The sequence below is a fragment of the Chromobacterium sp. HL1 genome (assembly GCF_057418835.1).
The window spans coordinates 1,220,538-1,245,602 of sequence record NZ_CP162399.1 but is presented as its reverse complement, the minus strand read 5'-3'; the positions used below and the strand labels follow the sequence as shown (position 1 = coordinate 1,245,602).

Below are 25,065 nucleotides of genomic sequence, written 5' to 3'. Positions count from 1 at the left end.
CGCCAGCGGCGGCCAGAGCGGGGCGAGCGGTTCCCGGAATGTGCTGACGATCTTGAGCGGAACAAGGCGAAACCGGCTGAGTAAACGGAATGTACGCGTGGTACATGAGCATTTCGAAGCCGGTTTTAACGCCGTATCGCCGACGCGCAGCAGATCGTAAACAGGCCCTCAGGGCCTGTTCAAAGTCTCGCGAGCTAGGGCGAGACAAGGCGCAACCGGCTGAGGAAGCGGAATGTACGGATGGTACATGAGCATTTCGAAGGCGGTTTTAACGCCGTATCGCCGACGCGCAGCAGATCGTAAACGGCCCTCAGGGCCTGTTCAAAGTCTCGCGAGCTAGGGCGAGACAAGGCGAAACCGGCTGAGGAAGCGGAATGTACAGATGGTACATGAGCATTTCGAAGGCGGTTTTAACGCCGTATCGCCGACGCGCAGCAGACTTTGAACAGCTTATCAGGGCTGCCAATCCTGATAGGGCTTATGCACCTTGGCGTAGGCTTTTTGCAGTTCGCCGCTGGCGCGCGCGGCGCGGATGGCCCGGTTCAGCGCCTGATGGACGAAATCGCCGCGGCGGTTGCAATTGAGGAAGAGCACGTCCGGGTAGTCGTCGAAACGGGCGCGGCGGATATTGTTCAGCTTGAACTTGCGCACCAGATAATCCGCCTCCTCCTGCGCCCACAGCACCCCGTCCACCCGGCCCAGATTCAGCTTTTTCAGCGATAGCTCCAGATTGACCACGCTCTTGCTGGGAAAGCCCCAGTTCACCGGCGGCGCCTCGATATTGTATTTGGCCAGATTGGCCATGCGCAGCACGTCCTCTTTGTCCAGCGGCTTGGTCTTGTGGGTGTAGAGCACGAAGGTCACCTTGCCCAGCATCTCCTTGGTGAACTGATAGGGCGTGGCGTCGTCCGCGCCCTCCCTCACCTTCATGATGGGAAAGCGGAAGTCCGCGTTCTTGTCGCTGGCGTCCAGATAGACGCGCTTGACCGGCTCTATGCTGAAACTGATCTTGCCTTCCTTGTAATGTCTGGCCACCACTTGCAGCAGTTCGGCGAACGGGCTGTTCTGGTTGTTCTCCAGCAATTGCGGCAGAAACACGGCGATGCCGTGCAGATCCGGCCGATTGATGTCCGGCGAGCTGTCCTGGGTTGCCGTGCCGTTGCAGGCATGAAGCAGGCCGGGCGCGCAGCCCAGCGCCCAGGCCGCGCACAGCAGCATTTGTTTTGTCATCGAATGTCTCCCCCTGGACTGAGGTTTAGCACAGCGGAGGGGGATGCGCGGCGCATTTGGACGGGCGGCCGCTAGCTCGCGATGCCCAGCGCGTCCTTCAAGGGCTTCAGATAGCGGCGGCTGACCGGCAGGCTGTGGCCGTCCAGCGTATGGATGGTGGCGACGCCGTTGTCGCCGAACAGGATTTCCCGGATCGCCGACAAGCGCACCAGGTATTGCCGATGGCAGCGGAACAGATCGCTGCGCTCTTCCAGCGTGCGCAGCGTCAGCTCGGTGAAGCGCTCCACGCCGGCGGCGTCCACCACGTAAACGCCGCTGAGCCGGGAGCAGACATAGGCCACCTCCTCCAAGCGGCACAGCACGATGCGGTTGACGCCCTGGCAGGGAATCAGGCTGAGCGGCGCCAAGGCGCATACCGCCGCCGGCGGCGACGCGGCGCGCTGGCGCAGCCGCGCCAGGGTCTTGGCCAAGCGCGCCGGGTCCACCGGCTTCAGCAGGTAGTCGCAGGCGTGTTCTTCAAAGGCCTGCAGCGCGTAGGCGTCGTAGGCGGTGACGAACACCACTTGCGGCATGGCCTCCGGGTCCAGCATCGCCAGCATTTCCAGGCCGCTGATGCGCGGCATCTGGATGTCCAGGAACACCACGTCCGGCTTGCGGCGATGGATGAAGGCGATGGCCTCCACCGCGTTGCCGCACTCGCCGACGATGTCCAGTCCGCCGGCGGCCTGCAGCAGCTGGCGCAATTCGTCGCGCGCCAGCGGCTCGTCGTCCACCAGCAGCGCGCTGGGCAGGCCGGCCGCGCTCACGCCGCCGCTCCGGCGCGGCGCGCGTCCGCCTGCGGGCAACGACAGGGCAGCAGCAGGCTGACCCGGGTGTAAAGCTCAGGCGCGCAATCCACCGCCACCCCGTAGGCCTCGCCGTAACGGGCGCGGATGCGGCGGTCCACCAGCGACATGCCCAGGCCGTCGCTCTGTTCCGGCTTGTGGTAGAGCCCGGCGTTGTCCTCCACCGTCACCCGCAGGCCTTGCGCGTCGCAACGGGCGGAGATGCGGATGCGCCCCGGCTCCAGCAGTTGGGAGGTGCCGTGCTTGATCGCGTTTTCCACCAGCGGCTGCAGGGAAAACGCCGGCAGCTCGGCCCGGCGCGCCGCCTCCGGCGCGGCTATCTCCACCTGCAGCCGGCCGGCGAAGCGGGCCTCCTCGATGCGCAGATAGGCGCTGACGTGGTCGATCTCGTCGCCCAGCGTGGCCATCTCGCTGGAGCGCTTCAGGTTCTTGCGGAAAAAGGTGGACAGGTATTGCACCAGCTGGCGCGCATGCTCCGGGTTGCGGCGTATCACCGCGGACAGGGTATTGAGCGCGTTGAACAGGAAATGCGGGTTGACCTGGGCGTGCAGCAGCTTGATCTCGGTCTGGGCCAGCAGCTGTTTCTGCTGCTCGTACTTGCCTTGCAGGATCTGGTTGGACAGCAGCCGGGCAATGCCCTCGCCCAGGGTCAGGTTGATGCCGGAAAACAGCTTGTTGCGCGTCTCGTACAGCTTGATGGTGCCGATCACCCGTTCGTCCTCGCCGCGCAAGGGGATCACCAGCGAGGAGCCCAGCTTGCAAGCCGGGCTGATGGAGCAACGGTAAGGCGTCTCGTTGCCGTCGGCGTACACCACCTGGTTGGCGGCGATGGCGCGCTGGGTCAGCGGCGAGGTGATGGGCGTGCCCGCCAGATGGTGGTCGGCGCCAGCGCCGATGAAGGCCAGCAGCCGCTCGCGGTCGGTCAGCGCCACCGCGCCCACGCCCAACTCCTCATACAAAATGCGCGCCATGGTCATGCAGTTGTCGCGGTCAAAGCCGTGGCGCAGCACGCCTTCGGCGCGGGCGGCAATCTGCAGCGCCTTGGAGGAGAAGGCGGAGGAATACTTCTCCGCCAGCGCACGCCGGTCCAGCAGGATGCGCATGAACATGGCCGCGCCCAGGGTGTTGGCGATCATCATCGGCAAGGCGATGCTGCGCACCAGATGCCAGGCGGCGGCGAAGGGCTTGACCGCCGCCAGCAGGATCAGCATCTGCATGCACTCCGCCAGCAAGGCCACCGCGGCCACCGCCAGCGGGTCGAATACCCGCCCCAGTTGGCCGCGCCGCACGAAATAACGGTGCACCAGCCCGCCCAGCAGGCCTTCGGCCATGGTGGACGCCATGCAGGCGCCGGCGGTGACGCCGCCCAGCGAATATCGATGCAGGCCGCCGGTGAAACCCACCGCCAGCCCCACCCACGGCCCGCCCAACATGCCGCCCAGCACCGCGCCGGTGGCGCGGGTATTGGCGATGGAATCGTCGATGTGCAAGCCGAAATAAGTGCCCATCACGCAGAACACCGAGAACACCAGATAGCACACCAGCTTGTGCGGCAGGCGGATGGTGACCTGGGTCAGCGGAATGAACAACGGCGTCTTGGACAAGAGATAGGCGATCACCAGGTAAACGCACATCTGCTGCAACAAGGTCAGGATCAATGAGAACTCGGTCAACATGCGGGCAGCACAATAAGGGTGTGCCGCCGAGCATAGGCGACGGTTCGCCGCCCGACCTTGGTCTGGATCAAACCGTTTTCAGGCGCCGCCGACGCAAACAAAAACGGCCGCCGAAGGCGACCGTTTCTTTCATGCGGACTCAGAACGTGTTTACGATCTCGCGAGCTAAGGCGAGACAAGGCGTTGCGGCTGAGAAAGCGGAGTGTACACACGGTACAAAGCATTTCGAAGTCGTACTCACCGTGTAACGCTCCACGATGCGCAGCAGATCGTAGGCAGGTTCTCAGACGGGGATGACCGGAATCTTGCCAATCTTCACGCGCCACTCGGCCGGGCCGGTGTTGTGCACGCTGGATCCACAGGAATCCACCGCCACCGTCACCGGCATGTCCTTGACCTCGAACTCGTAAATGGCTTCCATGCCCAGGTCTTCGAAGGCCACCACTTTGGACGCCTTGATCGCCTTGGACACCAGATAGGCGGAACCGCCTACGGCCATCAGATAGACCGCCTTGTTGTCCTTGATCGCCTCGATCGCGGTGGGACCGCGCTCGGCCTTGCCGATCATGCCCAAGAGGCCGGTCTGCTCCAGCATCTGGCGGGTGAACTTGTCCATGCGGGTGGCGGTGGTGGGGCCGGCCGGGCCCACCACTTCGTCGCGCACCGGATCCACCGGGCCCACGTAGTAGATGAAGCGGTTGGTGAAGTCCACCGGCAGCTTCTCGCCCTTGTTCAGCATGTCCACCATGCGCTTGTGCGCGGCGTCGCGGCCGGTGAGGATCTTGCCGTTGAGCAGCAGCACGTCGCCCGGCTGCCAGCTTTGCACCTCTTCCGGGGTGATGGCGTCCAGGTTGACGCGCTTGCCGTTGGAGTTGTCGTAGGTGATGTCCGGCCAGTCTTCCAGGCGCGGCGCTTCCAGCGAAGCCGGGCCGCTGCCGTCCAGGTGGAAGTGCACGTGGCGGGTGGCCGCGCAGTTGGGGATCATCGCCACCGGCAGGCTGGCCGCGTGGGTGGGGTAATCCAGAATCTTCACGTCCAAGACCGTGGTCAGGCCGCCCAGGCCCTGGGCGCCGATGCCCAGCGCGTTGACCTTTTCAAACAGTTCCAGGCGCAGTTGCTCCACGCGGCTCAGTTCCGCGCCGCTGTCGGCCTTAGCTTTCAAATCCTGGATGTCCACATGGCTCATCAGGCTTTCCTTGGCCAGCAGCATCGCCTTTTCCGGCGTGCCGCCGATGCCGATGCCGAGAATGCCCGGCGGACACCAGCCGGCGCCCATGGTGGGCAGGGTCTTCAGCACCCAGTCCACGATGGAGTCGGACGGATTCAGCGCGTAGAACTTGGATTTGTTCTCCGAGCCGCCGCCCTTGGCCGCACAGGTCACTTCCACGCCGTCGCCTTCGACGATCTCGAAATGCACCACCGCCGGGGTATTGTCCTTGCTGTTCTGGCGCTTGCCGGCCGGATCCAGCAGCACCGAGGCGCGCAGCTTGTTGTCCGGGTTCAGGTACGCGCGACGCACGCCTTCGTTCACCATCTCCTGCACCGACAATTCGGCGTCCCACTGCACCTTCATGCCCACTTTCAGGAACACCACGGCGATGCCGGTATCCTGACAGATCGGGCGCTTGCCTTCCGCGCACATGCGGCTGTTGATCAGGATCTGGGCCATGGCGTCCTTGGCCGCCGGGCTCTCTTCCTTCAGATACGCCTGGTGCAGCGCGTCGATATAGTCTTTGGGATGGTAATAGCTGATGAACTGGAAGGCGTCGGCAATGCTTTGCACGAAGTCTTCCTGACGGATGATGGCCATTTTCGGGTTTCTCCAGCGTAGGGCGATTTTGGGGTTTGCCCTGTTATTTTATGGAGGCGCGCCGCCCGCGCCAATCCAAACCCTCAACAGTACCCGATAAAACCGTCCGCGGCCAGCCAATGCCCCCCGCTCCGGACCGGTCCAAAGCCCCGCGAGCAAGCGCGGGACAAGGCGAAAACCGCTGAGAGCAGCTTCTCAAGCGCCGCTACGGTCCTCGCGATCCTCCCTCGGACTGCGGTCGAAACGCTTGCGATAGGCGCGGGAAAAATAAGACGGCGACTCAAAGCCGCAAACCACGCTGATTTCCACCACGCTCAGTTCGGTCTGGCGCAGCAGCCAGCGGGCGCGATCCAGCCTCAGCGCGCGGTAGAACTCCGCCGGCGAGGCCTTGAGATGCGCGCGGAACAAGCGTTCCAGCTGGCGGCGGGTGGTGCCGCAACGCGCGGCCAGCTCCTCCGGCGGCCACGGCTCCTCCAGTTGCGCCTCCATCAGCCGTATCGCCTGCGCCAGCTTCTTGTTGTGCACCTGGTAGCGGCTGGCCACCTGCAGGCGCTGGTGCTCGGACGGGCTGCGCATCTGCCCCTGCACCAATTGCTCGGACACCGCCAGCGCCAGCTCGCGGCCGTGACGGCACGCCAGCAAGGCCAGCGCCAGATCCAGCCCGGCCGCCGCGCCGGCGGAGGTGGGCCGCCGCTCGGTCAGGAACAGCTCCTGGCTGGCGGTCACCTGCGGATAGCGTTCCCGGAAGGCCGGAATCGCCTCCCAATGCAGCGTCACCGTCTCGCCGCGCAGCAGGCCGGCCTCGGCCAGGATGAAACAGCCGGTGTCTATCGCCCCCAGGGTCATGCCCCCGCGCTCCAGCCGCCGCAGCGCCGCGCCCAGCTCCGGCGTGTAATGCCGCAGCGGATGGAAACTGCTGACCACGAACAGACAGGTGCACGGCCCGGCCTCCGCCAGCGCGCCGTCCACCATCAGCGCGATGCCGTTGCTGGCTGCCACCGCCTCGCCGTCCATGGACAAGAGCCGCCAGCGGCTGGCGCCGGGCTGAAAACGGTTGGCGATGCGGAAGGGCTCCATCAGCGCGGCGAAGCCGATGAAGGAAAACTCCGGCAACAACAGGAAATGGTATTCGTCCACCGCGCTCTCCCCTCCCAGTCTAAGAACCTGTTTACGATCTGCTGCGCGTTGTGAGACGTGGCACGGTGAGGGCGTCTTCGAAATGCTCATGCACCACTTGCACATTCCGCTTTCTCAGCCGCAACGCCTTGTCTCGCCTTAGCTCGCGAGATCGTAAACACGTTCCAAGGCCCAGCATAAGCGCGAGCGCCCGGTTCGCGCCAATGCAAATTGTCGCGCAATGAAAAGTAAGCGTCGCGGCCATCCGCTCCGCCGCCGCCGGCACACCGTTAAATCATCAACAGCCGTCCCCCCACTCAAGGCTTTTAAAGGAGCCCCGCCATGCAACAGCACGCCGTCATCCAGCCCCCGCCCGCCGCGCCGCGCCTGCCCGCCGACTTCTGCAGCGACATCGAGCGCGCCCACACCCTGCCGGCGCGCTGCTACACCGCCGACGAGGTGTTCCAGTACGAAAAAGAACAGATCTTCGCCAAATCCTGGCTCTGCCTGTGCCACGGCAGCGAGCTGGCGCGGCCCAACGATTACGTCACCCGCCGGGTGATAGGCGAGAACATCCTGCTGCTGCGCGACCGCGACGGCGAGCTGCGCGCCTTCTACAACGTCTGCCCGCACCGCGGCCATGAGCTGCTCAGCGGCAGCGGCCAAGCCAGGAATGTGATCACCTGTCCCTACCACGCCTGGGCCTTCAAGCTGGACGGCCAACTGGCGCACGCGCGCAACTGCGAGCAGGTGGCGGACTTCGACCAGGCCGGCAGCCATCTGAGCCCGTTGCGAGTGGCCGAATACTGCGGCTTCGTCTTCGTCAACATGGACCCGGACGCGCCGGACATCGACGTCGAATACGCCGGCCTGCGCGAGCACTTCATGCAAGTGTGTCCGCGAGTGGCGGACTTGAAGGTGGCCGAGCGCGTGGTCACCACCACGCCGGCCAACTGGAAAGTCATCGTCGACAACTACATGGAGTGCTACCACTGCGCGCCGGCCCACCCCAGCTTTTCGCAATCGGTGACCACCGACGGCTACACCCACAGCCTTCACGGCCGCTGGACCTTGCAGCGCGGCGCCGCCCAATCCAGCGACAGCAGCTACGCTTTTGATGGCGAGGCCGCCAACCAGGCTTTCAACGGCTACTGGCTGTGGCCCGGCGTGATGTTCAATGTGGTCCCCGGCGACGCGGCGATGACGGTGATTTACGAATTTCCGGAATCCGCCGGCGTCACCGTCCAGCATTACGAAATCCTCTTCCTCAACCAGGATTTGAGCGAGGAACAGCGCCGCTTCGTCAGCTGGGCGCGCGACGAATTCCGCCCCGAAGACCTGCGGCTGGTGGAAAGCGTGCAACGCGGGCTGCAATCGCGCGGCTACCGCGGCCAGGGCCGCATCATGGCGGACAGCCAGCGCAGCGGCATCAGCGAGCACGGCATTGCCCATTTCCACCAGATGGTGGCCGCCGCCTACCGCGGCTGAACCGGAGCGCCGCGCATGTCCGCCATCGTCACCGAAGTCTGCGCCATCGAAGAAGTGGCCGCCGGCGTCAAGGCCTTCACCCTGCGGCCGCTGGACGGCCCGGCCCCCCCCTGCCCGTCCGGCAGCCACATCGTGGTGGACATGCCGCCGCCGGGCCGGCCGGCGGCCTACTCCTTGCTGGACCCCGGCGGCGGGGTCTACCGCATCGCGGTCAAACACGAGCCGGATTCGCGCGGCGGCTCGCGTTATCTGCACGCGCTGGCGCCGGGCAGCCGCCTGCGGGTGCAAGCGCCGGCCAACCGTTTCCCGCTGGCCGCCGTGCCCGGCCCGCGGCTGTTCATCGCCGGCGGCATCGGCATCACCCCCTTCATCGCCCATATGGCGGCGCTGGGCGCTGACGCGAACTACCAGCTGCATTACGCCTTCCGCGACGCCGCCGGCGCCGCCTTCGCCGCCCAGCTGGCCGAGCGCAGCGAGCGCGGCGACGCCAGAATCCGCCTGTACGAGAGCCGGGCCGGCCGCAGGCTGGATCTGGACGCGCTGATCGCCGCCGCGCCGGCGGACAGCCAGGTGTATGTCTGCGGGCCGGAACGGCTGATCGCGGCGACGGCGGACGCCTGCGCGCGGCGCTTGCCGGCCGGCCGGCTGCACTATGAGCGCTTCAGCGCCGACACGGCGGCCGAGAGCGCCGGCTTCGAGGTGGAACTGGCCCGCTCCGGCCTGCGGCTGCGGGTGGACGCCGACGAATCCATCCTGGCGGCGATAGAACGGCAGAGCTCGCTGCGGCCGGACTGTCTATGCCGGGAAGGCTATTGCGGCAGCTGCGAAACCAGGCTGCTGGCCGGCGACGCCGAACACCGCGACCAATACCTGAACGAGGCGGAGCGTCGGGAGCGCATCATGATCTGCGTGTCGCGGGCGGCGGGGAGCGGGCCGCTGGTGCTGGATTTGTAACTAAGGCCCGCTAACAAAACCCCTGATCCTGCGTTGCGCCTCCTGGTCGTACGACTTGTACTGCCTGCGTCGGCGCGCCTTGACTCAGGTACGCTGCGCGGTTTTGTTAGCGGGCCTAGGCTGAGTGCGCTCCGCGGCACATCCATGCTCAAACAGTAAAATTAACCGCTTTTACGGCCGACACAACAGCTTTTCTAGCGCGGTCTTGGCCAGGAAACCGCTGCGGCTATCGTATTCCGGGTGGGAAGCGACATATTCATCGATACGGTGCAGAAGGTTGGCCGGCAACGTGACATTGATCTTGGTCGCTTTACCCAGATAGCGGGTGATGTCCACATCCACCAGCGCCCAGAGATGGCCGGCAAACTCGGGTTTACCGACATGAGCCTGCGCGCTGCTGGCCAGAGGGATAACGTCTAGGTCGTCCACCAGCCCTTCCAGATGTAGCTCAATGGCTTCTCGGGCGTTCCGGATGGCCTCATCCAGAGTGTCCCCGGCGGAGAAGCAGCCGGGCAGATCCGGCACGATGACGCCGTAGGCATGTTGGTCGTCACCGGGTTCAACTGCAATCGGGTAGTACATAATGGTTCCTTACTGGAGACCCGCTTGTTTCTTGATGCTGTTCAGCGTGCCTATCGGTATGTCCTTCTTGGGGTGAGGCACCGTCACCCGGCCGGTCTTGATCGGGTGTTTGAACTGTTGATGGCTGCCCTTGGCGGCAACCAGATACCAGCCGTCGGCCTCTATCATGCTGATGACTTCTTTGCTGGTCACGGTGTCGCCCCTGCGCTTAGAGTCTGTTTACGATCTGCTGCGCTTCGTGAACACGGTACGGTGAGAACAGGTTCAGAATGCTCATATGGCATTTCTACATTCTGCTTTTGTTTTCACCTTGTCGCGCCCTTGCGCGCACGACATTTGAGCAGACTATCGGACAGAGCTTATTGTAGCTTCTACAACAGGCCAGTCAATAACCCTGGGGTTATTGAGCAGACAGCCCAGCGCTCTGGCTCCCAATCAGCGACTCAGCTACGAGGGACGCCATGCCCCGCCCCGCTCACCCCAGCACCGTGCGCGCCAGCTGTATCCCGTGCTTCTTCAACTTGTACTGCAAGGTGGCGCGCGGCAGGCCCAGCCGGCGCGCCGCCTCGGTCAGATTGGCGCAGCCCTCCAGGCAATCCACCAATAGCCGGCGCTCATAGCGCGCCATCCGCTGCTCCAGCGTGCCCTCGCCGTCCGGCGGCGGCGCGGCCGGGGCCGACGGCCGGCGTTCCTCCGCGCGCCGCTGCGCCGTCTCGCCCTCTTCCTCCAACAACAGGAAGTCCAGTTCGTCCCCGCCCTCGCACAGGATCAGGCTGCGCAGCAGCACGTTCTCCAGCATGCGCACATTGCCCGGCCAGTAATAGCGCAGCATGCGCTCCATCACCGCATGGCTGATGCGCTGCACGCGGTGGCCGGTGACCTTGCCGTGCTTGCGCAAGAAAGCCTGCGCCAGCAGCGGAATATCCCGCAGCCGCTCGCGCAGCGGCGGCACCGCCAGACAGCCCACGTTCAGCCGGTACAGCAAGTCCGGCCGGATCTTGCGCTCGTCCAGCATCCGCTGCGGCGACTCGTTGCTGGCCGCCACCACCCGCACGTCCACGCGCACCTCCGCGCCGGAGCCCACCCGGCTGAACGTGCCCTCCTGCAAGGCGCGCAGCAGCTTGCCCTGGATGGACAACGGCAGCGAGTTGATCTCGTCCAGAAACAGGGTGCCGCCATGGGCGGACTCCAGCACCCCGCGCCGGTCCTCGGCCCCGGTGAAGGCGCCGCGCACGGTGCCGAACAAGGTGCTTTCAAACAGCGGCTCCGGCAATGCCGCGCAATTGAGCACCACGAAGGGGCGCTCGGCGCGCGGCCCCTCCTGATGCAGCAGCCGGGCGAACAACTCCTTGCCGGTGCCGGTTTCACCGTGGATCAACACCTGCACATCGGCGCGCGCCAGCCGCCGGGCCTGGTGGATCAGCTGCTTCATCGCCGCGTCGTCGGTGATGATGCCCATCAGCCCGCCGTCGGCCCCCTCCTCCACGTTCTGCTGCAAATCCACCAGCGCCTGATGCAGCGGGCTGACCACGGTCAGATCGCGGGACAGCTCCACCGCGCCGACGATGCGGCCGTCAGCGCGCTTCAGCGGCAGCGTGGTGTGCACCTGATGCACCGCCTTGCCCCTGGGATTGCGGTAGCGCTGGTAATGATTGCGGTAGCTTCGGCCCTGCCGCAGCGCCTGCAACAGCGTGCTGCTGTTCTCGTCCAGTTCCGGGTACAGCTCCAGCAGATAGGCCCCCAGCGCCTGCTCCGCGGTGTATTCGTCCAGCTGCGAGCACTCCTGGTTGTAATAGGCGTAGCGCCCGTCCTGGTCGATGATGGCCACCGACAGGCCGATCGCGTCGAAGAAATCGCCAAACAGCGCAATGCCCTGGTTCAGGTCTGCATCCATGTCTCCCCCTTCCCCTTAAGAACCTGTTTTCGATCTGCTGCGCGTTGTGGACGCGTTACACGATGAGTACGGCTTCAGAATGCTCATGTACCACCTGTACATTCCGCTTTCTCAGCCGCAACGCCTTGTCTCCCCTTAGCTCGCGAGATCGTAAACAGGTTCTTAGCTGCTTCAAGCACGGGCGCCAAGAATTCGGCGCTTTTATGAATAGTTGCAGTATTGACGGTTTTTGTCGCCGCGAGCAAGCGCAAAACCCTTTTAAATTCATGCAATTAAAAAACAGACCCGCTGGCATGGATGTTGCCACGCCTACACTGTCGCGCTAAGAGCGGCTAACAAAATCAGTTTCACGTCTGAGGCAAGGCGCGCCGACGCAGGCAGTACTTGAGTACGGCAAGTCGGCGCAACGCAGCATCAGGAATTTGTTAGCCACTCTCCGGCGCGGCACACAACTACAGCAGGCTGCCACAGCCGCAAGGAGGAGAGCCCCATGCATCACCCCACCCCCGCCATCCACCCTCCCCCCGCGCCCATCGTCGCGGTGGAAAACCTGCGCAAGCGCTTCGACGGCCAAGTCGTGCTGGACGGCGTCTCCTTCGCCGCCTCCGCCGGCGAGGTGGTGTCGCTGATCGGCGCCAGCGGCTCCGGCAAGAGCACCTTGCTGCGCTGTCTCAACCTGCTGGAAGTCCCGGACGACGGCCGAGTGCTGATCGCCGGCGAGGAAATCGCCCTGCGCACCGACAAACGCGGCCGGCGCGCGCCGGCCGACCCGCGCCAGGTGGACCGGCTGCGCTCGCGGCTGGGCATGGTGTTCCAGAACTTCAATCTATGGCCGCACATGACGGTGCTGGAAAACCTGATCGAGGTGCCGGTGCGCGTCCTGCGCCAGCCGCGCGCCGAAGCGGTGGCGCTGGCCGAGGCGCTGCTGGAAAAAGTGGGCATGGCGGACAAGCGCCAGGCCTATCCGGCCTTTTTGTCCGGCGGCCAGCAACAGCGGGTGGCTATTGCCCGCGCGCTGGCCACCCGGCCGGAGGTGATGCTGTTCGACGAACCCACCTCCGCGCTGGACCCGGAACGGGTGGGCGAAGTGCTGCGGGTGATACGCCAGCTGGCCGATGAAGGCTGCACCATGCTGCTGGTCACCCATGAAATGGCCTTCGCCCGCGAAGTGTCCAGCAAAGTGCTGTTCCTGCATCAGGGCCGCATCGAGGAAGCCGGCCCGCCGGAACAGGTTTTCGCCGCGCCGCGCAGCGAACGCTGCCGCCAGTTTGTCAACGCCTGACACCCAGGGAGAAACCCCATGAACCGATTCCGCGCCCTCATCGCCGCCTTCGCCGTCCTGTTCTGTACCGCCGCGGCCGCCAACCCGCTGCGCATCGGCATCGCCGCCGAACCCTACCCGCCGTTCACCATCAAGCAGAGCAACGGCCAATGGAGCGGCTTTGAAGTGGAGCTGGTGCGCAAGCTGTGCCAGCGCCTCAAGCAAAACTGTCAGATCGCCGAAGTGTCCTGGGACGGCATCATCCCCGCGCTCAACAGCAAGAAGATAGACGTGATCTTCAACTCCATGTCCATCACCCCGGAACGGGAAAAAGTCATCGCCTTCAGCCTGCCTTATTACTACACCGCCTCCGAGTTCGTCGGCCCCAAGGGCCAGAAAGCCGTCCTCAGCCCGGCCGGCCTCAAGGGCAAGACCCTGGGCGTGCAATCCGCCACCACCAACGCCAACTTCCTGAAGAAATACTACGGCGCCGGCTCCGTCATCCGTTACTACAACACCCAGGACGAACTGAACGCCGACCTCGTCGCCGGCCGCGTGGACCTGATGCTGCTGGACGCGCTGGCCGCCAGCGATTTCCTTGGCGGCAAGGACGGTTCCGGGCTGGAATCCAAAGGCCTGGCGCCCAAGGACCCGCTGTTCGGCCCCGGCATCGGCGCCGGCCTGCGCAAGGCCGACGTCGCGCTCAAGCAGCAGTTCGACCAGGCCATCCTGCAACTGCGCGCCGACGGCAGCTTCGACGCCATCCAGAAGAAATACTTCAAGGTCAACATCTCGCCGGACGCCAAGTGACAGCGACCCGCCCGCCTGAGCCGCCCCAGGGAGAGCCTATATGCTGGATGCACTGCAACAAGCCTACGACGCCGTAGTCCGCGACTGGGGCCCCGCCCTGCTGCAAGGCGCCGTGGTCACGCTGGAAATCTCGCTGGGCGCTTTCGCGCTGGGCCTGCTCATCGGCCTGGCCACCGCTCTCGTCAAACTGGGCGGCCACCCGCTGCTCAAGCGGCTGGCCAACGCCTACACCAGCGTGTGCCGCTCGCTGCCGGAGCTGCTGCTCATCCTGCTGCTCTACTACGCCGGCGGCGACGCCATCAACGCGCTGGCGGCGCTGCTGGGCCAGCCGCAGGTGGAGGTGAACGGCTTCGCCGCCGCCATCGTGGTGCTGGGCATCGTGCAAGGGGCTTACGCGGCGGAAATCATGCGCGGCGCGGTGCAGGCGATACCGCACGGCCACATCGAGGCCGCGCGCGCCTTCGGCTGCGGCCGCTGGCTGACCGCCCGCCGCGTGATCCTGCCGGAGATGATGCCCTACGCGCTGGCCGGCCTGGCCAATCTGTGGCTGGTGCTGATCAAGGACAGCGCGCTGATCAGCGTGGTGGGCTACAGCGAACTGCTGTTCACCACCAAGCAGGCCGCCGGCTCCACCCGCCAGTACCTGCTGTTCTATCTGACCGTGGCCGCCATCTACCTATTGATGACCCTGCTGTCCAACGCCGGCTTCAGCCTGATTGAACGCCGCTTCCGCCGCTGGCAGCCGGCGCTGTGAACGGGAGACCCGCATGAACTTCCAATGGCTGCAAGACTACGGCCCCATGCTCTGGCGCGGCGTCGCCGTCACCGTGCAATTGCTGCTGCTCTCCGGCGGCCTGGGCTTCGCGCTGGCGGTGGCGGTGGGCTTTGCCCGGCTGTCCCGCCAGCCCTTCCTCGCCTGGCTCAGCCTGTCCTTCACCAACCTGATCCGCGGCACCCCGCTGCTGGTGCAGATCTACGTGCTCTATTACGGCCTGGGCAGCTTGTTCGCCGGCTTTCCGGCGCTGCGCGACAGCCTGCTGTGGCCTTATCTGCGCGAAGGCTTCTGGTACGTGGCACTGGCGCTGGCGCTAAGCGTGGCCGGCTATGTGGGCGAAGTGGTGCGCGGCGGCCTGGCCGCCGTGCCCAAGGGCGAACTGGAAGCCGCCCGCGCGCTGGGCATGTCGCGGCTGACCGCGGCGCGACGCATCTGGCTGCCGCGCGCGCTGCTGATCCTGCTGCCGTCCTTGGCCGGCGAAACCGTGCTGCTGCTCAAATCCACCGCGCTGGCCTCCACCGTGGCGGTGATGGACGTGCTGGGCGCGGCCAACCTGGTGCGCGCGCAAACCCTGCGCACCTACGAACCGCTGCTGACCGTGGCGCTGATCTATTTCACGCTGGCCTGGCTGATAGAACGCGTTTTCCTAAGGCTGGAAAAGAGACTGCCGGTCCGCACCGCCTTCTGAGAACGTGTTTACGATCTAGCGAGCAAGAGCGAGACAAGGCGAAAACCGCTGAGAAAGCGGAATGTACGGATGGTACATGAGCATTTCGAAGTGGTTTTCAACGCCGTATCGCTGAAGCGCAGCAGATCGTAAATAGGTTCTGACACCGCCCTACACCATTATTACGGAGACCCCCATGCGCTTTTCCCCCCTGGTCGAACGCATCGCCGGCGAACGCGTCGATGCCTGGAACATCCACCTGGCGGCGCAGCAAGCCGCCGCCCGCGGCGAGGACGTGATCATCCTCAGCGTGGGCGATCCGGAGTTCGCCACCCCGGCCCCCATCATCGAGCGCGCGGTGGCCGCGCTGCGCGACGGCGACACCCACTACAGCCCGGTGGACGGCCGCGCCGACCTGCGCGCCGCCATCGCCCGCCGCCACGCCGCCGCCACCGGCCTGGACATGGACGCCGACAACGTCATCGTGGTGGCCGGCGCGCAAAACGGCCTGTTCTCCGCCGCGCTCTGCCTATGCCAGGCCGGCGACGAAGTGCTGGTGCCGGAACCGATGTACCTGACCTACGAAGCCAGCATCCGCGCCAGCGGCGCCGCGCTGGTGCCGGTGCCGGTCAAACCCGCGGACGGCTTCCATCTGGACCTGGCCGCGCTGGAAGCCGCCGTCAGCCCGCGCAGCCGCGCGATCTTCCTCGCCACCCCCTGCAACCCCACCGGCGCGGCGCTGCGCCCGGACGAACTGGCCGCGGTGGCCGCGCTGGCCCGCCGCCACGACCTATGGGTGGTGGCCGACGAAGTCTACGCCGGCCTCAGTTTCGAGGCCCCGCACCACAGCATCGCCGCCCTGCCCGGCATGGCCGAGCGCACGCTGACCCTGGGCAGCCTGTCCAAATCCCACGCCATGGCCGGCTGGCGGCTGGGCTGGGCCGCCGGCCCGCGCCCGCTGATCCAGCACATGGGCACGCTGGCCCTGTGCATGCTCTACGGCATCCCCGGCTTCATCCAGCAAGCCGCGCTGCTGGCGCTGCAAGACTACGACACCTTCGTCGAACCCGTCCGCGCGCTGTACCAGCGGCGGCGCGACCTGGCCCACAGCCTGCTCAGCGGCGTGGACGGCCTGCACTGCCCGCTGCCGGAAGCCGGCATGTTCCTGCTGCTGGACGTGCGCGGCTGCGGCCTGGAAGCCGGAGATTTCGCCTGGAAACTGTTTGAAGCCACCGGCGTCTCCGTGCTGGACGCCGCCGCCTTCGGCCCCACCGCCGCCGGCTTCATCCGCCTGGGCCTGGTGGTGGACGACGAACGCCTGGCCGAAGCCTGCCGCCGCATCGCCCGCTTCGCCGGCCAACTGCGCGCCGCCGCGCCAAGACAAAAGGAATCCGCATGAGCGCCACCCTGGGCAGCTACCTCACCGCCTGGCTGGCGGCTTACGGCGTCGACACCGTGTTCGGCATTCCCGGCGTCCACACCATCGAGCTCTACCGCGGCCTGGCCGGCAGCGGCATCCGCCACATCGCCGCCCGCCACGAACAAAGCCTGGGCTTCATGGCCGACGGCTACGCCCGCGTCAGCGGCAAACCCGGCGTCTGCTTCGTCATCACCGGCCCCGGCCTCACCAATATCGCCACCGCCATGGGCCAGGCCTACGCCGACTCCATCCCGCTGCTGGTGATCTCCGGCGTCAACGCGCGCGGCAAGCTGGGCTCCGGCGACGGCCACCTGCACGAACTGCCGGACCAGCACGCGTTGGCCAGCCAGATCGCCGCCTTCAGCCACACCCTGACCGCGGCGGCGGAACTACCGCAAGTGCTGGCGCGCGCCTTCGCCGTGTTCGACGGCGGCCGCCCGCGCCCGGTGCACATTGAAATCCCGCTGGACCTGATGGCCGCGCCCGCCGACGGCCTGCCGCCGCCGCAAGCGCCGGCGATGCGGCTGCTGCGCGGGCCGGCCGCCCCCGCCGCCATCGACCGCGCCGCCCGCCTGCTGTCCAACGCGGAACGGCCGCTGCTGCTGATAGGCGGCGGCGCGCGCCAGGCCGCGCCGCAACTGACCCGGCTGGCGGAAATGCTGGACGCGCCGGCCCTGATGACCATCAACGCGCGCGGCGCGCTGCCGGACGGCCACCCGCTGGCCCTGTCCTGCAGCCCCTCGCTGCCGGCCGCGCGCCGCCTGATCGCCGCCAGCGACGTGGTGCTGGCCGTGGGCTGCGAACTGGGGCCCACCGATTTCGACATGTATGTGGACGGCGGCTTCCGCCTGCCCGGCGCGCTGATCCGCGTCGACATCGACCCGGAACAACTCTGCCGCGGCCGCGGGGCCGACCTGCCGCTATTGGGCGACGCCAAAGAAACCCTGCAACTGCTGACGCTGCAACTGACCGACGCCGCCCGCCAGGGCGAAGAGCGCGCCGACGCCGCCCGCCGCCTGGCCGCCGCCGAAATGGAACCGGAAAACGCCGCCGACCTGGCCTGGCTGCACCGCGTGCGCGACATCCTGCCGCAAGCGCGCTGGGTAGGAGACTCCACCCGCCTGGTCTACGCCGGCAACCTGGGCTTTTGCGCGCCGCGCGGCAACAGCTGGTTCAACGCCTCCGTGGGCTTCGGCGCGCTGGGTTACGGCCTGCCCGCCGCCATCGGCGCCGCGCTGGCCGAACCGGACCGGCCGGTGCTGTGCCTGGCCGGCGACGGCGGCTTCCAGTTCACCCTGGCGGAAATGGGCACTGCAATGGAAACCCGCGCCCGCCTGATCGTGCTGCTGCTCAACAACCGCGGCTACGGCGAAATCAAAAGCGCGATGCGCGCCGCCGATATGGAACCGCTGGGCGTGGACCTCTACACCCCGGACTTCCCGGCGCTGGCCCGCGCCTACGGCTGGCGCGCCGAAACCCTGGCGCTGGGCACCCCGGAACCGCTGCTGCGCCAGGCGCTGGAACAGGCCGCCGCCGCCGCCAACCCCACCCTGATAGAAATTGAAGCTTAAAGCGCTCGCCGGCCCGGCCCCGGGCCGCGCGCCGAAAACTCAATTTGCATAGATCCCGGCCGCGGCGATAACATGGCTTATCCACGGCGGCACCCGCCCCGCAAGCAATGCGAGACCGGCTCCGGGCATCCCTATGAGAGAACTCGAAATTGTCGAACAACTGGTCCTGGGCCTAGACCCGGCCGGCCGGCGCGACCCGTTGGGCACCCCCAAGGACCCGGCGCTGGACAAGGCGCGCGCGCAGTATTACGAGCAACTCAAGCGCGTCGCCAAACAACACGCCGCGGACCCGCCCACCGCGCCCGAGCCTCCGCCAGCCCCCGGCGGCGCGCGCCAGGGCCAGCGCTGGACCATCGCCGAAGACAACCGCTTAGCCCTGCTGTGGGAAGCCTCCCCCGCGCCAGTGCGCCAACTATCGGAAAAACTGGGCCGCAGCCCGCTGGCCATCGTCTCCCGCTTGGTCCACCTAGGGTTGTACGAGCACCAACAAGCGGCGATGCAGGCCGACAACACTCGCATGCAAGCGCTGGACCTGCCGCCGCTCTGGGACGTGCCCGCCGCCATGGAAACGCCACCGGCCAAACCCGCAGCGCCGCCCACCGCAGACAAGCAAGGCGCAGTCTGGACTGTGGCCGACGACCAGCAACTGAAAACCCTATGGCACAGCCCGGCCCAACCGGACAGCCAAGCCATCGCCAAGCAACTGGGCCGCAGCCGCGGCGCCATCCTCGCCCGCCTGGTGCGCCTGGGCCTGTTCAGCGACCGTGAAGCGGCGTATCAGGCGGACCAGGCGAGGCAAGCGGGATGAATCGCTTCCACCCCCGCCCAGCCAACCCAATCTGAGCAGACGCCATGGCCTTTTCGCTCGCAAGCATCAGAAAAACTCTTTCACTGAAACCATCCACAATGACGGCCCCAACGCCCAACCCCGTGCCCACGCCGCCGCAAACAACGGCGCCTATCCAAGCCGCTACCCCAGTTCCAACGCAAGCGCCCGCGCCTAATCCGCCGCCCGCCATAACCCAGGCCGCTCCCAACACGGCGGAGGAAAAAGGCCAGGAGGGCGAGAAAGCGCTGAACGCCTGGTTCAACCAGCACAAACTGGCCTATGTGGGCATTTGCCAGAACAAGGACAGCTTCGCCTCGCTATTTCAAGGCGCAGCCAAGCGGCCGGACTTCCTGCTCCTGCTGCCCTCGCTGGGCATGATCGCCATCGACGCCAAGAACTACACCCCATGGTGCGGCGAACTCACCCTCAGCCTGGAAGAAGAACTCAAAAAAGCGCTCACCTTCGAGCGGCTGTTCCGCCTGCCACTGTGGTACGCCTATTGCGATAAGGAAAACATGGGCCAGAACTGGTACTGGATCAGCGCGCTGAAAGCGATGGAAGTGGGCGAAGTGCGCAATGGCAGCAAGGGGCAATTCCTGGCCATCAAGATGGAGCACTTTGAAACCATCTCCAACCCCAAGGACTTGGCCAAGTTGTATACCCATACCTTGCCGAGTTTGGAGAAGGTGGCGGCGGGGGGGTGATTGGGAGGGGAGGTTTATGGTGGGGCATGCTGTTGTTCGGCTATTCGGCCAAAGCAGCTGGCCATGTGTTTGTACTGGCATGACTGCTATCGGCCAAGAGCGGACATATAGATACTCGTCCCTATAGCCATCCTTCGTTCATATTCCCGCTAAGCGGACCATCATCTTGATTAAAATGCAGACTGGATAGATGCTTGACTGCGGTCTCCTTTTTCGTAGGAGGCCTCATTAGTCTGTTTATTAACTGTTCGGAACTAAAGGAAATGCATTGACTACCATCGCTTGCCTTGGTTGGGGCTCCCTAGTCTGGGACCCGCGAGAACTCGCAATTCAGCGTCAGTGGTCTGATGATGGACCGCTCATTCATGTTGAGTTCGCGAGGCAATCAACGGATGGGCGAATTACCCTTATTCTGGTTCAGACCCCAAACCTCGTTCGTTCCTTGTGGGCGGTGATGGACACAACTGACCTGGCTAGCGCAAAAACAAATCTTCGCAAGCGTGAGGGAATCCCGGAGAAGAACGAGGACAAACATATCGGAACTTGGTCCGCTGGTCAGCCATCGCCCTCGCTGATTCCCGGACTCGCTGAATGGGCTGGTGCCCACGACATAGCTCACGTCATTTGGACCAATCTACCGCCAAAGTTCAAGGGTTCCGAAACAATGCCTTCGGCCGAGCAGATTGTGCAGTACCTCGACACACTCACAGGCCCGCAGCGTGAAGCTGCAGAATGCTACGTTCGTTTCACACCGAGGCAGGTTGATACGGCATACCGTCGCCGTATCGAAGCGGTGCTCCGATGGGAGGCACGCGATGCAACGAAGCACCATGCCTAGCTTCATCGCTGCACCAACATATGAAGAGCGGTTGAGATACGCAGTATCGGCCGCATGGGAAATATTCGCTCGCAAAGTAGGTGGAAAAACTATACTGGTCAATAAAGAAGCATCAATGCAACTTCAGTACGCTTATATTCTCCGCCAATTAATCCCGCTTACTTCACATTCAGGTGATGAGGTTGCAGAAATTGAATTAGAGACAGGTGTGAGGACTACGTCGGGGACAAGCGAGATTGATATTCTACTGAAAGGTGAGTCTGCACTCGGCAAGTCGCTGATTGCAATTGAACTTAAATGCTATCGCGCTATCGCATCATCCGGTGGCCCTCGAGGTACACATGACATATTTATGAAGGATGTTTACGAAGACCTCGGCATTCTTGAGAAATATGTTTCTTCAGGCATCGCAAACCGTGGCGTTGCATTGGTAATGAATGACCTAGAACGGTTTGTTAACCCTAAGAAAAAGAGCGGCAAGTGTTGGACGTACGACATTTCCGATAATCATTCAATATCAGGTGCCAATCTGGCAGTCCCTATTGGTGGGAAGCAAATTTCAATCAACCTACGGAAATCGTATCAATTCAATTGGTCGAAATTTGGTAGTTTTTGGTTCATGGAGCTGGAAGGTGTATAGGTATAAATAGGTAGTTAGCCTTGCTCGCTGAAAAAACCCAAATAGTCAGATTGTTTATACGTTCCTAAATGTTCTATTTTCCAGTTCACCAAGTTCCACTTCGGGTCGAACGTAGTAGATTGGCTGCAATCACTTCGCTGTAAAAAATTCAGACTTTCGGAAATTTCAATCCTGTGAATTTGTGAAGTAGTTCAAGATCCGATTTGAAATCCAATCCTTCATTGCGTGATTAACTTTCCTTATATCAAGTCCGAAAGTCCAGCTCAAGACCCCCCATACAGTAGTGATTATTATTATTGCAGCAGTCAGTACAGGAGGAAGGGATGTGTTCTTAATATAGTTGGGGAGCAGATCTGCGGGAAGAGTCTTTATGCCTGTGATAACTAATGAGGCAAGAAGTGCTAAGCAAAAGACGGAGGACAACGTGACTGCAATTCCACCTGCCAGGTCTTCAACTTTTTTTGTAAGCGCAGAGTGGCGCTTGGTCAAGTCATTCGTGGCAGAGAGTGCCGTACTTAGTTTTTGGTTCGCTTCATCTTGTATACGTGCCAACTCTTCATCTTTCTGCTTGAGCAGTTCTTTAATTTCTTGTTTAGATTTTTGGGTATATTTTCGTTTAATGCCTTCTACGATGTCGAAGACATCCTCTTCAGAAAAGTCTTCACCAACATTTACTGAGACGTCATGGACTGCGTTCAGAAGATCAGAGTCCCAACGCACCAAGATAAAGTCTTCTTCTGAGATATCACCTCGCTTGGCAATAGACTCTAAGCGCTCTAAGAAAGCGGCCCAGAACTTGTCATCCGTGTAGAGAAGACTGTATGCAGTTGCTATTACTTGGTCAGTGGGTAGTTTGTTTGAAAGGTTTGGATTTTTCAACCAAAACATGATGGTAAGCCACTGCTCAGAAACAACGACAGGAATCGCGCTGCTGTAATTGGCTCGGCTCAAAAACCCATTGGCATGTTTTGCAAGTCCTATATTTCCAGTTACAAATACTGAGAATTCTGCACCCAAATCCTGAATGTGTCGGTTTTCACGCATATTATGAACACGAGAAATGCAGATCGTATCGTGCTCTAGGTCTTTATCTTTGTGGAAATTTTCGGCAATTGCTTTTTCGAGGGCCATCTCGTCACATTGATATCTTCCTTTAACCGAAAATCCATATTTTATCGTAATTCCTTTTTTTTCGATGGTTTGGCGTAAGATTTTGATTTCGGTGTCAAAGCGAACAGCATCGTACCCTTGAGAGCGTAATAGTTCTAATGTCTTGGTGTTGAATCTTTGAAATGTTTTTCTTTCGAAGTCGTGTTTCCAGGCTGATAGCAGCCTTTCAATCTCATCGAGAGTTTTATCGAAAATACAGATATTTATCTTGAGTGATTTTAAGAGTTCAATTAACTCTTCGTTGGCTTGTTTTTTGAGCGAGCCGTTGAATCCCAGCAGGCCGATAACCAGTGGAGAATCTAAATACACCGATATTTTCTCGAAAGTCTTTTTATTGGTAAGCTGGTCTGCGAAATAAAGGTACTTCGCCAGAAGCATGCCTTTAACGCATCTGTCGAAGTGTTCTAGTAGGTCGGGCTCTTTACGGTGGATGTGCCCGATGAAAGAGGCGATAATATGATCGGCATTCTTTATGCTCTCATCAAGCTCCGCTTTTCTATAGGCTCTGCTCCTAATAGTGGCAGATACATTTTCCTCAATGAACTTGAATATCAAGTTTTCGGCTTCACTCAGGATCAAATTTTTTTGAAAGCGATTTTGGGCAAATTCTGTTAGTGACTTCTTTAAGTAGTTAAGGGAGACTCTAATATCCTGCTTCTTTTCTTCGTAACCATTTGACCACTCTTTTATTTTTTCTGCCCGAGGAATAAAGGCATGGTTTTCACGAATCAACAGCCCTTTACTTTTGGCTCTACTCACTAATACTTTTATAGCCGACAAGGGAGGGCGAAAACCGAATAGCTCGGACAGTTTCGATTGAATGTCAATGATCTCTACTGTAGGTTTTCCGATTTCTTGAATAGTGACTGCAATAAAGGGAAGGAATAGATCTATTTCATCTTTGAATTTTTCGTACTTTAACGTTTCCAGGAGGGCAAGATTGATTAAAGGGCTTTCCATTTTGATGTCCGCTCAAGTTGAATATTATATTTACCGGTTCTGGTGTGGGGCGTTTTTGGAGTTCTATGACGCGGTAGTTTCCACTGCGCAACAAATAGAAATGTACTATAGATGTCATTTGGGTATCAATGCAATGAATGTATAAAATCTAGGTTGACGCTTCAATCGAGAGAGTAATGTATTCCTCAATCGCGATGCGATTTTTGGAGGAGGACATTGAGTTTGGTAATGCTAAGGACTTGTTGGTCGACTATTGCGCTGCTCGATACGGAGTCCACCGCTCAGAAGGGATAACATCATGGAGAGTACCCCCCCTCTGCCTAATGCTGAGCAGGGATGGCTGTGACTATGGAGCGAATTGGCCTGATCCTGGCGAAACCTGTCTGGGTGATGCGCCGGGAGATGTTTGCACATGTAGGATCGCAACGTGGATTCAGTGCCGCTTTGGGCAGATAGCAGTCATGCTAGCGCATGAGCATTAATGACCGCTAAGGCCGAGTTAGAGGCGCTCAACAAATTGGCCTAGACCCACCACTTTTGACAGCTAGCTCCCCCCCTGCTCTATTCATCTCCTACGCATATCAGCAGCCAATCACCTCCCCCAACCACCAGGCCCCAGACAAAACAAAACCCTCCTGTGAGTGGAGGGCTTTGCTTATGTGAGGAGGGGAAATCAGTGCTGATGCCCGTGCTCGCCATGCACATGCTGGTGAGCGATTTCCTCGGCCGTTGCCGCGCGCACGTCCACAACCTTGACGGCGAAACGCAGGGTTTTGCCGCACAGCGGGTGCTTGCCGTCCAGCAAGACGGTGGGCCCTTTGATCTTGGTGACGAAGTAGTAGCGCGGTTCGCCATCCGGGCCGATGCGCTGGATTTGGCCGCCGACCTTCACGCCGGGCGGGAAGTCCGCCTTGGGCATGGTAGTGACCAGGGCTTCGTCGCGCGCGCCGAAGGTGTCGAGGAGCGGGAGGGCGTCAAGCCGGCGGCATCCTGCGAGACGAAAGTAGCCGCGCACTGTGTGCCGTGCTCGACCGCCTGCTGCACCACGCACACATCGTGAGCATGACCGGCGAAAGCTATCGACTGAAGGACAAGAGAAAAGCGGGAGCAGTGCAGAAACAGGCTGCTCAATGAGCCCCGGGTGGGTCAGATTTGAACTGTCGATTTACCGGTAAAGTGGGTCAGATTTCGACTGTCGTTGACACTTGTCGTACTACGTGTACTGCCTGCGTCGGCGCGCCTTGGCTCAGGTACGCTGCGCGGTTTTGTTAGCGGGCCTTAGTAGTGGTAGCGGCACTGCAAGATGGTCAGAACGTTGCTCTGGACAGCGTAGACCAGCCGATGCTCACCATCGATGCGGCGCGACCAGAAGCCAGCAAACTGGTGCTTAAGCGGCTCAGGCTTGCCGATCCCCTCAAACGGGTTGCGCTGGATGTCCTTGATCAGAGCGTTGATGCGCTTGAGGGTAGGCTTGCTGCTCTGCTGCCAGTAGAGGTAATCCTCCCATGCGTTGTCATCAAACTTGATCTGCATTACTCGCCCTCGTCTTCGAGAAGCGTTCTCTCTTTGGCCGCCCCGCTGTGAAACCTTGCCGCCGCATCGGCCAGACGCTTGGCATTTTCAGGAGAGCGCGTCAGGTAGGCAGTTTCTTCCAGCGCGTTGTAGTCGGCCAGCGACATGATCACCACCGGTTCACCGCGCTGGGTGGTGACGATCACCGGCGCCCGGTCTTCGTTCACTTGACGCATGACTTCGGCCAGGTGCTGGCGGGTGTGGCTGTAGGTAAGCGCTTTCACGGTGTTCCTCGCTCAAATCGACAATGATT

General features: G+C 62.2%; 23 protein-coding genes and 1 pseudogene. 12 read left to right on the top strand and 12 right to left on the bottom strand.

Going from position 1 to position 25,065, the window contains the following annotated elements; genetic code table 11:
• Positions 1-453: 453 nt before the first annotated feature.
• The 5 genes from AB1Z25_RS05920 to AB1Z25_RS05900 all read right to left on the bottom strand — a co-directional run bounded on the left by AB1Z25_RS05920 (position 454) and on the right by AB1Z25_RS05900 (position 6,698).
• On the bottom strand, positions 454-1,230 hold the full coding sequence (locus AB1Z25_RS05920; RefSeq protein ID WP_146176666.1) for a type 2 periplasmic-binding domain-containing protein: 777 nt from the start codon (positions 1,228-1,230) through the stop codon (positions 454-456).
• A 71-nt stretch (positions 1,231-1,301) separates the two neighbouring features.
• A complete protein-coding gene (btsR, locus tag AB1Z25_RS05915) occupies positions 1,302-2,036 on the bottom strand; it encodes a two-component system response regulator BtsR (protein WP_227107435.1) in 735 nt (244 codons plus the stop codon).
• A complete protein-coding gene (locus AB1Z25_RS05910) occupies positions 2,033-3,751 on the bottom strand; it encodes a LytS/YhcK type 5TM receptor domain-containing protein (RefSeq protein ID WP_486636800.1) in 1,719 nt (572 codons plus the stop codon). The genes btsR and AB1Z25_RS05910 overlap by 4 nt, the downstream gene beginning before the upstream one ends.
• A gap of 283 nt (positions 3,752-4,034) precedes the next feature.
• Positions 4,035-5,561: a fumarate hydratase gene (locus AB1Z25_RS05905; protein ID WP_486636799.1), complete on the bottom strand. Its 1,527-nt coding sequence runs from the start codon at positions 5,559-5,561 to the stop codon at positions 4,035-4,037.
• A 195-nt stretch (positions 5,562-5,756) separates the two neighbouring features.
• Positions 5,757-6,698: a GlxA family transcriptional regulator gene (locus AB1Z25_RS05900; RefSeq protein ID WP_486636798.1), complete on the bottom strand. Its 942-nt coding sequence runs from the start codon at positions 6,696-6,698 to the stop codon at positions 5,757-5,759.
• 321 nt (positions 6,699-7,019) lie between these two features.
• On the opposite strand from AB1Z25_RS05900, the gene AB1Z25_RS05895 reads away from it, so the two are divergent.
• Both AB1Z25_RS05895 and AB1Z25_RS05890 read left to right on the top strand, forming a co-directional pair.
• Positions 7,020-8,165 carry an aromatic ring-hydroxylating oxygenase subunit alpha gene (locus AB1Z25_RS05895; protein ID WP_486636797.1) on the top strand — a complete coding sequence of 382 codons (1,146 nt, stop codon included), beginning with the start codon at positions 7,020-7,022 and terminating at the stop codon, positions 8,163-8,165.
• A 15-nt stretch (positions 8,166-8,180) separates the two neighbouring features.
• Positions 8,181-9,119: a PDR/VanB family oxidoreductase gene (locus AB1Z25_RS05890; RefSeq protein WP_486636796.1), complete on the top strand. Its 939-nt coding sequence runs from the start codon at positions 8,181-8,183 to the stop codon at positions 9,117-9,119.
• A 171-nt stretch (positions 9,120-9,290) separates the two neighbouring features.
• On the opposite strand, the gene AB1Z25_RS05885 is transcribed toward AB1Z25_RS05890, so the two are convergent.
• The 3 genes from AB1Z25_RS05885 to AB1Z25_RS05875 form a co-directional block, all read right to left on the bottom strand.
• Positions 9,291-9,701, bottom strand: a complete 411-nt coding sequence (locus AB1Z25_RS05885; RefSeq protein WP_107799897.1) for a type II toxin-antitoxin system HicB family antitoxin — start codon at positions 9,699-9,701, stop codon at positions 9,291-9,293.
• A gap of 9 nt (positions 9,702-9,710) precedes the next feature.
• Positions 9,711-9,893 carry a type II toxin-antitoxin system HicA family toxin gene (locus AB1Z25_RS05880; protein ID WP_107799898.1) on the bottom strand — a complete coding sequence of 61 codons (183 nt, stop codon included), beginning with the start codon at positions 9,891-9,893 and terminating at the stop codon, positions 9,711-9,713.
• 283 nt (positions 9,894-10,176) lie between these two features.
• On the bottom strand, positions 10,177-11,595 hold the full coding sequence (locus AB1Z25_RS05875) for a sigma-54 interaction domain-containing protein (RefSeq protein ID WP_253315337.1): 1,419 nt from the start codon (positions 11,593-11,595) through the stop codon (positions 10,177-10,179).
• A 490-nt stretch (positions 11,596-12,085) separates the two neighbouring features.
• On the opposite strand from AB1Z25_RS05875, the gene AB1Z25_RS05870 reads away from it, so the two are divergent.
• The 9 genes from AB1Z25_RS05870 (at position 12,086) to AB1Z25_RS05830 (ending at position 21,110) form a co-directional block, all read left to right on the top strand.
• Positions 12,086-12,877 (top strand): ABC transporter ATP-binding protein, encoded by a 792-nt coding sequence (locus AB1Z25_RS05870; protein WP_486636795.1) that lies wholly within the window; start codon positions 12,086-12,088, stop codon positions 12,875-12,877.
• Positions 12,878-12,895: 18 nt separating this feature from the next.
• A complete protein-coding gene (locus tag AB1Z25_RS05865) occupies positions 12,896-13,666 on the top strand; it encodes a transporter substrate-binding domain-containing protein (protein WP_486636794.1) in 771 nt (256 codons plus the stop codon).
• Between the two features lie 40 nt (positions 13,667-13,706).
• On the top strand, positions 13,707-14,420 hold the full coding sequence (locus tag AB1Z25_RS05860) for an ABC transporter permease (RefSeq protein WP_205465673.1): 714 nt from the start codon (positions 13,707-13,709) through the stop codon (positions 14,418-14,420).
• A gap of 13 nt (positions 14,421-14,433) precedes the next feature.
• Positions 14,434-15,129 carry an ABC transporter permease gene (locus tag AB1Z25_RS05855; protein WP_486636793.1) on the top strand — a complete coding sequence of 232 codons (696 nt, stop codon included), beginning with the start codon at positions 14,434-14,436 and terminating at the stop codon, positions 15,127-15,129.
• 175 nt (positions 15,130-15,304) lie between these two features.
• Complete coding sequence (locus AB1Z25_RS05850; protein ID WP_486636792.1) at positions 15,305-16,507, top strand: pyridoxal phosphate-dependent aminotransferase; 1,203 nt, start codon at positions 15,305-15,307, stop codon at positions 16,505-16,507.
• Positions 16,504-18,099: a 5-guanidino-2-oxopentanoate decarboxylase gene (locus tag AB1Z25_RS05845; protein ID WP_486636791.1), complete on the top strand. Its 1,596-nt coding sequence runs from the start codon at positions 16,504-16,506 to the stop codon at positions 18,097-18,099. The genes AB1Z25_RS05850 and AB1Z25_RS05845 overlap by 4 nt, the downstream gene beginning before the upstream one ends.
• Positions 18,100-18,232: 133 nt before the next feature.
• Positions 18,233-18,907 carry a hypothetical protein gene (locus tag AB1Z25_RS05840; RefSeq protein ID WP_486636790.1) on the top strand — a complete coding sequence of 225 codons (675 nt, stop codon included), beginning with the start codon at positions 18,233-18,235 and terminating at the stop codon, positions 18,905-18,907.
• A 44-nt stretch (positions 18,908-18,951) separates the two neighbouring features.
• Positions 18,952-19,632 carry a hypothetical protein gene (locus AB1Z25_RS05835; RefSeq protein ID WP_486636789.1) on the top strand — a complete coding sequence of 227 codons (681 nt, stop codon included), beginning with the start codon at positions 18,952-18,954 and terminating at the stop codon, positions 19,630-19,632.
• 815 nt (positions 19,633-20,447) lie between these two features.
• A complete protein-coding gene (locus tag AB1Z25_RS05830; protein ID WP_486636788.1) occupies positions 20,448-21,110 on the top strand; it encodes a hypothetical protein in 663 nt (220 codons plus the stop codon).
• 165 nt (positions 21,111-21,275) lie between these two features.
• Here AB1Z25_RS05830 and AB1Z25_RS05825 read toward each other — a convergent pair whose 3' ends face one another.
• Together AB1Z25_RS05825 and AB1Z25_RS05820 are read right to left on the bottom strand one after the other, a co-directional pair.
• Positions 21,276-23,240 carry a hypothetical protein gene (locus tag AB1Z25_RS05825; protein WP_486636787.1) on the bottom strand — a complete coding sequence of 655 codons (1,965 nt, stop codon included), beginning with the start codon at positions 23,238-23,240 and terminating at the stop codon, positions 21,276-21,278.
• Between the two features lie 673 nt (positions 23,241-23,913).
• The gene (locus AB1Z25_RS05820; protein WP_486636786.1) at positions 23,914-24,159 is read right to left on the bottom strand and encodes an FKBP-type peptidyl-prolyl cis-trans isomerase; all 246 of its coding nucleotides are present in this window, start codon (positions 24,157-24,159) and stop codon (positions 23,914-23,916) included.
• 101 nt (positions 24,160-24,260) lie between these two features.
• On the opposite strand from AB1Z25_RS05820, the pseudogene AB1Z25_RS05815 reads away from it, so the two are divergent.
• A pseudogene (locus AB1Z25_RS05815) lies at positions 24,261-24,374 on the top strand (ATP-binding protein); the annotation flags it as partial.
• A 144-nt stretch (positions 24,375-24,518) separates the two neighbouring features.
• Here the strand turns inward: AB1Z25_RS05815 and AB1Z25_RS05810 are convergent.
• Together AB1Z25_RS05810 and AB1Z25_RS05805 are read right to left on the bottom strand one after the other, a co-directional pair.
• Positions 24,519-24,773 carry a Txe/YoeB family addiction module toxin gene (locus tag AB1Z25_RS05810; protein ID WP_486636785.1) on the bottom strand — a complete coding sequence of 85 codons (255 nt, stop codon included), beginning with the start codon at positions 24,771-24,773 and terminating at the stop codon, positions 24,519-24,521.
• On the bottom strand, positions 24,773-25,036 hold the full coding sequence (locus AB1Z25_RS05805) for a type II toxin-antitoxin system Phd/YefM family antitoxin (protein ID WP_019101444.1): 264 nt from the start codon (positions 25,034-25,036) through the stop codon (positions 24,773-24,775). The genes AB1Z25_RS05810 and AB1Z25_RS05805 overlap by 1 nt, the downstream gene beginning before the upstream one ends.
• Between the last annotated feature and the right edge of the window lie 29 nt (positions 25,037-25,065).